The organism is Olivibacter sitiensis DSM 17696, assembly GCF_000427965.1.
Lineage (GTDB): Bacteria > Bacteroidota > Bacteroidia > Sphingobacteriales > Sphingobacteriaceae > Olivibacter > Olivibacter sitiensis.
Genome location: NZ_ATZA01000075.1, coordinates 1 through 10,320, shown reverse-complemented (window position 1 = coordinate 10,320; position 10,320 = coordinate 1). Strand labels below are relative to the sequence as shown.

At 39.0% G+C, this 10,320-nt stretch carries 10 protein-coding genes; 7 read left to right on the top strand and 3 right to left on the bottom strand.

Annotated elements, in window-relative coordinates; genetic code table 11:
• Window positions 1–282 precede the first annotated feature (282 nt).
• The 6 genes from A37S_RS0121795 to A37S_RS0121770 all read left to right on the top strand — a co-directional run bounded on the left by A37S_RS0121795 (window position 283) and on the right by A37S_RS0121770 (window position 6,589).
• The gene (locus tag A37S_RS0121795; RefSeq protein WP_028298782.1) at window positions 283–1,128 is read left to right on the top strand and encodes an RteC domain-containing protein; all 846 of its coding nucleotides are present in this window, start codon (window positions 283–285) and stop codon (window positions 1,126–1,128) included.
• Between the two features lie 250 nt (window positions 1,129–1,378).
• Window positions 1,379–1,732, top strand: coding sequence for a helix-turn-helix domain-containing protein (locus A37S_RS0121790; RefSeq protein ID WP_019975893.1), 354 nt, complete (start codon window positions 1,379–1,381; stop codon window positions 1,730–1,732).
• A 26-nt stretch (window positions 1,733–1,758) separates the two neighbouring features.
• A complete protein-coding gene (locus A37S_RS0121785; RefSeq protein WP_028298781.1) occupies window positions 1,759–2,052 on the top strand; it encodes a helix-turn-helix domain-containing protein in 294 nt (97 codons plus the stop codon).
• A gap of 101 nt (window positions 2,053–2,153) precedes the next feature.
• Complete coding sequence (locus tag A37S_RS0121780) at window positions 2,154–3,623, top strand: DUF3945 domain-containing protein (protein WP_028298780.1); 1,470 nt, start codon at window positions 2,154–2,156, stop codon at window positions 3,621–3,623.
• 3 nt (window positions 3,624–3,626) lie between these two features.
• The gene (locus A37S_RS0121775) at window positions 3,627–5,711 is read left to right on the top strand and encodes a type IA DNA topoisomerase (RefSeq protein WP_028298779.1); all 2,085 of its coding nucleotides are present in this window, start codon (window positions 3,627–3,629) and stop codon (window positions 5,709–5,711) included.
• Window positions 5,711–6,589: an ORF6N domain-containing protein gene (locus tag A37S_RS0121770; protein ID WP_026706432.1), complete on the top strand. Its 879-nt coding sequence runs from the start codon at window positions 5,711–5,713 to the stop codon at window positions 6,587–6,589. The genes A37S_RS0121775 and A37S_RS0121770 overlap by 1 nt, the downstream gene beginning before the upstream one ends.
• A 44-nt stretch (window positions 6,590–6,633) precedes the next feature.
• Here the strand turns inward: A37S_RS0121770 and A37S_RS0121765 are convergent, their stop codons facing one another.
• Genes A37S_RS0121765 through A37S_RS0121755 form a run of 3 tightly spaced genes read right to left on the bottom strand, consistent with a single transcriptional unit; the run spans window position 6,634 to window position 9,872 of the window.
• Window positions 6,634–8,904: a multicopper oxidase family protein gene (locus A37S_RS0121765; protein WP_026706433.1), complete on the bottom strand. Its 2,271-nt coding sequence runs from the start codon at window positions 8,902–8,904 to the stop codon at window positions 6,634–6,636.
• Between the two features lie 22 nt (window positions 8,905–8,926).
• On the bottom strand, window positions 8,927–9,376 hold the full coding sequence (locus A37S_RS0121760; RefSeq protein ID WP_026706434.1) for a heme-binding domain-containing protein: 450 nt from the start codon (window positions 9,374–9,376) through the stop codon (window positions 8,927–8,929).
• Between the two features lies 1 nt (window position 9,377).
• Window positions 9,378–9,872, bottom strand: coding sequence for a DUF3347 domain-containing protein (locus A37S_RS0121755; protein WP_245586449.1), 495 nt, complete (start codon window positions 9,870–9,872; stop codon window positions 9,378–9,380).
• Window positions 9,873–10,127: 255 nt separating this feature from the next.
• Between A37S_RS0121755 and A37S_RS25740 the strand changes: the two genes are divergently transcribed.
• On the top strand, window positions 10,128–10,320 hold a 193-nt coding region (locus tag A37S_RS25740; RefSeq protein WP_028298797.1), incomplete at its 3' end, for a DUF4372 domain-containing protein.

The following is a 10,320-nucleotide window of genomic DNA, read 5'->3' as shown; positions in this document are numbered from 1 at the left end:
GGCTTTTTTATCTAATGAAAATATTTACTGATAATCAGTAAGTTAAGTGAGTTTATTGCCTGTTTTTAAGTTTATCCGTTTGGTAGTGATAATAAATAAAGGGTAAAGTACATTAGTGCTTTACCCTTTATTTCGTCCTTTCCTTTCTACTTGCAATATCAATAAAATCTCCCCATTGGGGGAAAACTGTGATATTGGTTTCAATATTATTCCCAAATTTTGGCATATCAACAATAGATGCAACTCCGAAACAAATAGTGAGAACTTCTAAACGACTATGCTATGAAAATCGTGTTGAATAAAATATTAGCGCAAATTCATCATCAGGAAGAGAAATTTTCTTCTCAAATGATGCCAACGGCGGAAGAGGCTTATCAAATGACCTTGTTCCTAAAGGAAATGTTGTTCAATATAAAAGCCCAAGTCATACAGGATGGATTTACAAATGAGCAGCAAGAAATTGACTTTTTCAAGAACATTAAACCACAAATCTTAGGGAAGCTCATTTACTATAACAAAGTCTTCCGCATCGAAACTACTTGCCCCGTTAGCAATGGCAAAATACATCAAAGCTATTATGAGAACCTGTTAAAAACCCTGAAATCAGAATACAAAGAAAGTATTTGCAATGAGGATTTTTATAGGTACTATCGGACTGGTAGGATAGACCGTGACCATAGTTATTTCAGGCTCGGACAAGTCAATTACCACGATGGATTAAAGAGTGGCGTATTTGAAATTGACCTTAGTTTTTCTACATATTATGATAACAAAATAGCCCATATTATAGCGAACGAATTACTTTATACTTATATGCTTACTAAAATCAGTCCCGAAGAAAATCCAGATTTAATTTTATTAAATGGAGAAGCAAACAAGGATATTTCGTGGACAAATTCTCAAAATGCACTTATCGAACTGATATATGCTCTCTATGCTTCGAATTCTATCGCATTCGGAAAAATAGGCATCCGAAAATTAGCTTTGATTTTTCAGGTGCTATTCCGAACACCATTAAACGACATACATCACTCTTTCCATCGAATGAAAACAAGGGCAGGTTCCCGGACGGCTTTTTTAGACCAGCTCAAAATATCCCTCGAAGAATATATGGATAAAGACCTTTAGCCATATCAACACAATAAATTTAAAGCAGTACCTAAAACGTACTGCTTTTTTCTTTACCCATATCTGCCAATTGGCAAATGTTGGCAAAACTCTATTATAAAATATCCTCAATGCCCCAAAACTCTTACTAAACAAGAGGTTCCCCTAATTGTAAAAACTTTCAAAAAACTGACAAACCAATTGGCAAGCATTGGCAGACAAACACTGCCACCCTTACCAATTTTGCATAGTGAACTTTAAAAACTGTGCAATGAAAATAATAACCATTGAAGAAGAAGCGTGGCAACAGCTAAACAGCCGTATTAATGCCATTGCCGACTACCTGAAAAGATTGGATGATACAAGCTATGATGACCTGTGGCTCAATAACCACGAGGTATGCCAATACCTGCACATCAGCGAAAAGACCTTATGGCGTATGCGCACCAAAGGAGAGATTGCTTATTCAAAAATCTACGGTCAGTATTTCTACACCATAGGAGCAATTAAGGATATGCTCAATGCCAATGCCGTACAGAGCAGTGATGAATTTGTGCAGGAGCTTATGGCAAAAGGCAAAAGCTATATCGAAAAAGGCAGAAAGCTAAAGACAGATAAAAAATAGGTACGAACCCTTAAAAGTATAATCCTATGAATATTGACAGAATGGAATTTTTGGCATGGATGGAACGCCTAATGGACAGGCTTGATATGCTTGGCAACAATATCGAGGATTTTCAAAAGAAACGAAATAATATTGATGGTGAGGAATTACTCGACAATCAGGATTTACTTCAAATGCTGAGAATCAGCAATCGTTCATTGCAACGTTACCGCTCCAACGGGAAACTACCTTATTATACGATAAGCGGAAAATTGTATTATAAGTTATCTGATGTTCATCAATTTATAAGAGAAAGTTTTAATCCTCCGACACCTAAATAAAATGCCTTTGAAAGACAAATACTGCCTTTGAATGCCAATTAAAGCGATGCCGTAAATGCTTCTTTTATTTTCGGCATTGAAATCTTAAAAATTTTCAGATTATGAGCGAGGAAACTACAAATAAGCAAGAAGAGCCAGAACAATTATCGGACATATTGCTGGTGCTGGATAAAGAAAAAATGAAAATCCAAGCTGTAAAAAGCATCGACAAAAACGGAAAAATGGAAACCGTTGATCCCACAAAAAAGAACCAAAGCGAATTTATGCGGGTGGACAAACAGGGTGATTTGATTTCTAATTTCTTCTCAAACTTTTACAGACAGCTAAAAGATCCCACCAAATTTACATTCTTCAAAGTACCAGCCGATAAAGCCTTAGAAAAAGCAAAAGAATTTCAAAAACAGGTAGATCATCCTACGCCACGAGGCGAAAAACAAATGAAAAAAGACGAAGTAAAAGTTGAGCCTGAACATAAACAAGAAAATCAAAATAATATGGAAACAACACAAAAAGCACCGGAAAATAACGAATACCGTTACAAGCCGGAACAAATTGATTGGGAAACAATGAACAATCTTGGATTAGGCAAAGAACGCCTTGAAAAAATGAACCTACTTGAACCTTTATTGAAAGGTTTTAAAACCAATGAACTTGTACCCGTAAGCCTAAATCTCGGCACTGCCGTTACCCGAATGGATGCCAGACTTTCTTTGCAACATAATGATGAAGGTAAAGTAGTGGTCGCCATTCACGGTATTCGTAAAGAACCGAACTTAAACTTTGAGTTTTTTGGACACAAGTTTACTGATGAAGACAAGAAAAACTTACTCGATGCAGGAAATATGGGACGTGTGGTTGATTTGAAAAACCCCAAAACAGGCGAAACCATTCCGTCAATTATTAGTGTGGATAGGTTAACCAATGAACTGATTGCACTGAAAATAGAATACATAAAAATTCCCGATGAAATTAAAGGCGTGAAACTGAACGATGAGCAAAAGCAAACTTTAATGGAGGGTAAACCGCTAAAGTTAGAGGGTATGATTTCCACCAAAGGAACGGAGTTTTCGGCAACGGTACAGTTCAATGCAGACAAGCGTTATGTTGAGTTCCTGTTTGACCGCAATAACTCCAACAGGCAGACCCAAAGCAATGGGCAAACTCAAAACAACGGACAAAGTAATCAGCAAACCCAACCGCAGGAAGCTCCAAAAACATTTAGGGGCAAAGAACTGACCGATGAGCAGCACAAGGATTTCAAAGCCGGGCAAACCGTCTATATTGACGGATTGAGGGATAAAAAAGGGCAACCGTATCAGGGTTATATCACTTTCAATGCAGAAACAGGAAAAACGAACTTCCAATTTCCAAGCCAAGTTAAAGCACAGGCAAAACCTGCCGAAGCTCATAAAACGCAAACTGCCGTCAATTCGGAGGGCAAGACCAACGAAGCGACCAAAAATATCAATGAGCCTTTGAGGTCGGGGCAACAAAGACCGAAAAACAAACAACAGCAGGAGCAACAGGAAAAGCCACAAGCTCCTGCAAAATCCAAAGGCAGAAAAATGTAAAATATGAAAACAATAATTGCAGAAAAACCAAGCGTAGCAAGGGAAATAGCCGGACTTGTGGGAGCATCCGATAAAAAGGACGGCTACTTGACAGGTAACGGCTATTTTGTTACGTGGGCATTCGGTCATTTAATCGGATTGGGAATGCCCGAAGATTACGGCATTTCGGGGTTTGACAAAACAGCTTTGCCAATACTCCCAAACCCGTTTTTGCTGACCGTCCGAAAGGTCAAAAAAGACAAAGGTTATACAGCGGATACGGGTGCATTAAAGCAACTGAAAGTCATCGAACAGCTTTTTAACCGTAGTAACAGCATCATTGTAGCCACCGATGCAGGACGTGAGGGCGAACTCATTTTCAGGTACATTTATGAATACCTAAAATGCAACAAGCCTTTTGAGCGGCTTTGGATTAGTTCGCTTACCGAAAAAGCCATTAAGCAGGGGTTTGATAATCTCAAAGACGGAAAAGAATTTGATGGATTGTATCAGGCGGCACAAGGCAGAAGCCGTGCCGATTGGCTCGTGGGCATCAATGCTACACAGGCGTTGAGCATAGCCGCAGGAAATGGCATTTATTCGCTCGGAAGAGTGCAAACGCCTACACTGGTTTTGATATGCAAACGCTATTTGGAAAATAAAAATTTCTCGGTAAAGAAATACTGGCAGATACAGTTATCGCACAACAAAGAACTGATAGATTTTAAAAGCATTTCCAAAACCAAATGGGAAGACCAAAAACTTGCCGATGATACGCTGAAATCCGTTCAGCGAAGTAAAACGGCAACGGTTACATCGGTGGAAACCAAAAGCATTATAGAGCAACCGCCTCTATTGTTCGACCTTACTGGCTTGCAAAAAGAAGCCAACAAAAAGCTGAACCTTTCTGCGGAAGAAACGCTCAATATTGCCCAAAGCCTTTACGAAAAGAAGTTTATCACATACCCACGCACCGGAAGCAAGTACATTCCTGAAGATGTGTGGGCAGAAATCCCCAACCTCGTAAGGGCTTTGCAGGACAGCGAAACCTGCAAGCAAGCCGTAGGGAAATTGAAATGGGGACGGTTCAATAAACGTATTGTAAACGATTTGCGTGTTACCGACCACCACGGATTATTGATTACTGATAAAATCCCATCAGCCCTGAACGCAAAGGAAAACTCCGTTTATGATATGATTGCCTTTCGATTGCTCGAAGCCCTTTCACAAGCCTGCATCAAAGAGATAACCGATGTAGGTTTACAAGCGTTGCATTATGATTTTACAGTAAAGGGTTGTAAGGTTATCGAAGCAGGCTGGCGTTCCATCAAAGGCAGTTTCTCCGATGATGATACCGAACCTGTACAGGATTTGCCCGAAATAAAAAAAGGCGATGAACTTAAAATAAAAGAAGCCTCCGTTTTGGAAAAGAAAACGAAACCGCCTGTATTATATACCGAAGCAGGGCTTTTGTCGGCTATGGAAAGTGCAGGAAAGGAAATCGAAAATGAAGACGAACGGAAAGCCTTGCAAAATATCGGTATTGGCACTCCGGCTACAAGAGCCGCAATAATTGAAACCTTGTTTACCCGCAATTATATCCAACGGGAAAAGAAATCCTTAATCCCTACCGAAAAAGGATTGCAGGTGTACGAATTGGTCAAAGACCGTAAAATTGCGGATGTGGCAATGACCGCCGAATGGGAATTGGCTTTGCAAAAAATCGAAAATAACGAAACAGATGCAGAGGCATTTCAAAAAGAAATGGAAACTTACGCCTCATCTATTACCAATGAATTGTTACAAGCTTCCATTGCCCAAAACAACCTGCCTAAATTGGTTTGCCCGAAATGCAAAAGCCAGCAACTCATTATCCGTGATAAAATAGTGAAGTGTCCTGATGAAGTTTGTAATTGGGTACAGTTCCGCAATGTGTGTGGCGTACAAATCGGCTTAGCCGATATTGAAAACCTTGTCAATAAAAAGAAAACTTCACTTATCAAAGGAATGAAAAGCAAAGCCGGAAAGAAATTCGATGCTTATATCGTGTTGAATGAGGATTGCAAAACCTCTTTTGAGTTTGCCAAAAATAAAAGCTACAAAAAGTAATGGAAAATAAGCCTACCATTAGCACAAAGGAAATCAGAAATCTGATTTATTCCATACGTGGAAGGCAAGTGATGCTGGATAGCGACCTCGCTTCCTTATATCAAGTGGAAACAAAAAACCTCAACAAAGCCGTAAAAAGAAATATTGAAAGGTTTCCCGTTTCTTTTTGCTTTCAACTGACCGAAGAGGAAGTTGAAAACTTGAGGTTCCAAATTGGAACCTCAAGTTTAAGCTACGGTGGAAGACGGTATTTGCCCTATGTTTTTACTGAACAAGGGGTCGCAATGGCTTCTGCCATACTCCGCTCAGATATAGCGGTTAAAGTCAGTGTTGAAATTATGGAAGCCTTTGTAGAAATGCGAAAAATGCTCATCAGCAATGCTTCGCTGTTCCATCGTTTGGACAATATAGAACTGAAACAATTACAAGCCGACCAAAAATTTGAGGAAATATTTAAGGCTCTTGAAAGCGACAAGCTCCACGCCGAAAAAGGTATTTTCTACAATGGGCAGGTATTTGATGCCTATACCTTTGTTTCCGATATTATCCGAAGTGCCAAAAGCTCCATTACCCTGCTTGATAATTATGTGGACGATACGGTGCTGACCTTATTGGGAAAACGCAATACCAATGTAACCGCTACTATCTACACAAAAAGCATCAGCAATCAGTTACGGTTAGACCTGCAACGCTACAATAGTCAATATCCGTCTATCGAAGTAGAGATTTTCTCCGATGCACACGACCGATTTTTGATTATTGACAGTACGGAACTGTACCATATCGGAGCATCACTGAAAGACCTGGGCAAAAAATGGTTTGCCTTTTCGAGAATGGATATTGAAATCGGTAGGATGCTTCAAATTTTAAACAAGTGAAAATAAAACCCCTCTGAAATTTCGGAGGGGTTAGTTTATAAGGTCTAATAAGTCAACGCAAGCCCTACACCAAAACCCATATCGCTATCGTAGTGAGTACGAATACCAATGTTTTTATTGATAATATACTTAAGCTCTCCCATATATTCCATATCAGTATTGACCATAAAGCCCGCTCTCAATCTTTTTGAAATCGGAATATCCTCACGCATCAACGACAATCGTACAATTCCATCGTGATAAACTTCTGCCTGAAAATTAACGAGCATTGGCAAGGTGTACATAAACCCTAAGCTAAAGGCTCTTCGTGTGTCTTTTTCATTCTTTTGTCCGAATAAATTGGTTTCGTGTTCGTCCATTCCCATTTTACGGTAACGCCAGTCAAAACCTATAAAGGGCATAAGCCACTGCATTTTTCCGATGTATCTTCCTAAATGTGTTTCTACTTCATAGCCGTGCATATCGTTGTAGCCTAAACGCCATTCTGTACCCAAAGACCATCTTGCATTTTGAAACATTGCTTCGCCATCGTTACCATTGGTTGCAAAATCATTCTGTGCCATAAAGTGCGGCATATTGCTTTCTCGCTGTAATTTATTGTAGGCTTGCTTTTTATTGGGCAAATACGGATTTTGATAATCGTCAACAGCAAATACCCTGTTCATCCCCGACATCATATGGTAAAGTATATGACAATGGAAAAACCAATCTCCCTCTTCATTTGCTAAAAATTCGATGGTATCTGTTTCCATTGGCATTATATCCAAAACATTTTTAAGTGGTGATTTTTCGCCTTTACCGTTGATTACCCTGAAATCAAAACCGTGCAGGTGCATCGGGTGGCGCATCATCGAATTATTGTAAATGGTGATGCGTAAAATTTCTCCTTTTTTTACAGGTATTTTATCGGTTTCAGAAAGTATTTTATTATCCATACTCCATACATATCGGTTCATATTTCCTGTAAGGGTAAACTTCAATTCTTTGACCGGAGCATCTTTAGGGAGTTCCGTATTGTAAGGAGATTGTAACATTGCATAATTCAGCGTTTTTATTTCTCCCAAAGCATTTGCATTGTAACGGTTGGGTTCATTATCCATATTCATATTGTGTTGGCTATGGTCTTCTTTAGGTTTAGCCTCTCCAGTAATTTCGGGATACATTACCACATTCATATCCATTTGGTTCAGGCTCATTTTCATACCCATATCGTCCAAATCTCCATTCATCTTCATCATATCGTTCATCATCTTCATCCCCTCAAAATATTTCAATCTTGGGAGTGGCGATATTAACTGTTTGATACCATTGCCTACAAAATAGCTTGCCGATTGTGTTCTGTCTTCGGTTGTGGCTAAAAACTCGTAGGCAACTCCATCGTCAGGAATTGTTACCACAATATCATAAGTTTCGGAAACCGCAATGATTAATCTATCTACCTCTACTGGCTCTACATCATTACCATCATTGGCTACTACTGTAATTTTACCGCCTGCATATCGTAACCAAAAATAGGATGATGCTCCGCCGTTTGATACTCTTAATCTTACTTTATCTCCTGCTTTTAGTGTTTTGCCATCAACTGTTTTTAAATCGGTAGTATGATTTCCGTTGATTAATATTTTGTCATAATACACATCGCTTACGTCCATTGCCAACATACGTTTCCATTCGTTGGTCAATTTGGTTTTGAAATTTCCCTCTCTGATGGCTTCCGCATAGGACTGTGTAGCGTTCTTTTTTATCGCTGCCCAATCATTGGCGTTGTGCAACATACGGTTAATGTTATCGGGATTTAGGTTTGTCCATTCGCTTAAAATGATGGGTACGGTAGGTAAATCATCAATTCCTTTTCTAAAGGTTTTATCGTCATCACGCTTTTTCATCACAAAACTGCCATACATTCCAATCTGCTCCTGCAAACCTGAATGGGAATGATACCAATGCGTTCCGTGTTGGATAATCGGAAAACGATAGGTGTATGTTGCTCCTGCTTCAATAGGCTTTTGCGTAAGCCAGGGCACACCATCTTCTTTGTTGGGTAAAAACACGCCGTGCCAATGCAGCGATGTACTTTCTTTTAACTGGTTATGCACTACAATCTCCGCTGTATCGCCCTCTGTAAATGTGAGGGTTGGCATCGGTATCTGACCGTTTACCGCAATAGCCCTTTTTTCTTTTCCTGCGTAGTTTACAAGCGTATCTTTTACATACAGCTCATATCTCACTACTTTTTGTGCAAAAACGGATTGCGAACACAGCAGTATAAATACCGCTTGCAGCAACCTCATTTTACTATTTATGGGTATATTCATTTTGATATTTTATTAATGAAACTCATTCCTGTTCTTTTAGCCAGTCGGTTAATGTTTTGATTTGCTCGTCATTCAGTTTTGCATCAGTATGCATCAATGTATATGAGGACAGGGGCATTTGCTTCGTTTCTATTTGTTCTTTGATTGAGTTTAATAATCTTTCTTGTTTCCTGTTTGAGTATGTACCCCATTCATTGAAATTCAAATCTTCTTTTGCGTTTTTGATGTGGTTTTCTACCAATGCTCTTGCGGGCTGTACGTAATCGTACCAAACGTATTTGGTATTGTTGCTATGGCAATCGTAGCAAGAGGTTTGAAACATCGCTTTTATCTGAACAGGCATTTTATAGAATTGGGTAAAATCGGTTGTGTAAACCTGCCCTTTATCTACATTAAGGGCAGGCTGGTAAAATTGAATTGCAATAAAAATAAACAGCACTATTGCCAATATTATCTTTAGTACTTTCTTCATTTTAAAATTCTTTTTTTACAGAACCGCAGGTAAGCATCTGACTGCCGTAATATGGATTTTTTATTGCTTTAGCTTCGCTAATCCAAACAGCACCTTTGCCATCATTGTACATCGGGCAATAGTCCTGATATAATTTTTGGGTTGTTCCGAACAGTGCAATAAGGTCGGAAACGTCTTTGCTTAGCGATGCTAAATGTTCTCTTTGGTGTGCTATCTTTCCGGCATTGTCGCCAATATGCTCTGCGTTTTCCTGTGCATCTTCTGCTATCTCCATATATTGTTTATGTTTATTCGCCGGGATAGCTTTCATATCTACATTTTTTAAGGTAGTATATAATTGCTTTCCTGCGTTAGCAGCAGCTTTGTCGTTATCTGATACAAGTGCATTTTTTAAAGCCAAATAATCCTTAACAATAGGTGCAATAGAGAAGTTTTGCGCTACCTCTTTTACTTCTTGTTGTTCAATTTTTTTTGCTGTGGTATCTATTGATGCCATTGTACTATCCGTATCATTTTGTGTTGATGATGGCAAGTTTTGAGTTCCGGATATTGTTGTACTGTCATTGGCTTGCTGGTCGCTATTTTTGTTAGAAGACTGATTGCAAGAAACTGTAATTGCTGCAACCGTTGCCAGTGCGATGATGGAGAAAAATATATTTTTCCACTACTGACCGACAAAAAATAATTTAAGGAGCTGCCATATCTGGCAAGCTCCTTTTTTCATATTTTGGTTTTACGACAAACTAAAAATATGAGTGATAAAAATACAGAAAAGAAATTAGTCGGTCAGCCAATCTTCAAACAATTATTAGGTTTTATTCCAAGGAACAAATTTGAGATGCTTGTGAGCAAGCACCGGTCTGACCGCTATTACAAGACCTTTGATTCATGGACACAACTCATGACGATGCTGTTCGGAATATTCAGCCGATGTGATTCTATGG

Bases quoted from the DNA above. Each gene is read 5' to 3' on its own strand.
- A37S_RS0121770 (WP_026706432.1), top strand. From the start codon at position 5,711: ATGGAAAATAAGCCTACCATTAGCACAAAGGAAATCAGAAATCTGATT.
- A37S_RS0121790 (WP_019975893.1), top strand. From the start codon at position 1,379: ATGAAAATAATAACCATTGAAGAAGAAGCGTGGCAACAGCTAAACAGC.
- A37S_RS0121765 (WP_026706433.1), bottom strand. From the start codon at position 8,904: ATGAATATACCCATAAATAGTAAAATGAGGTTGCTGCAAGCGGTATTT.
- A37S_RS0121760 (WP_026706434.1), bottom strand. From the start codon at position 9,376: ATGAAGAAAGTACTAAAGATAATATTGGCAATAGTGCTGTTTATTTTT.
- A37S_RS0121785 (WP_028298781.1), top strand. From the start codon at position 1,759: ATGAATATTGACAGAATGGAATTTTTGGCATGGATGGAACGCCTAATG.
- A37S_RS0121755 (WP_245586449.1), bottom strand. From the start codon at position 9,872: ATGGCATCAATAGATACCACAGCAAAAAAAATTGAACAACAAGAAGTA.
- A37S_RS0121780 (WP_028298780.1), top strand. From the start codon at position 2,154: ATGAGCGAGGAAACTACAAATAAGCAAGAAGAGCCAGAACAATTATCG.
- A37S_RS0121775 (WP_028298779.1), top strand. From the start codon at position 3,627: ATGAAAACAATAATTGCAGAAAAACCAAGCGTAGCAAGGGAAATAGCC.
- A37S_RS0121795 (WP_028298782.1), top strand. From the start codon at position 283: ATGAAAATCGTGTTGAATAAAATATTAGCGCAAATTCATCATCAGGAA.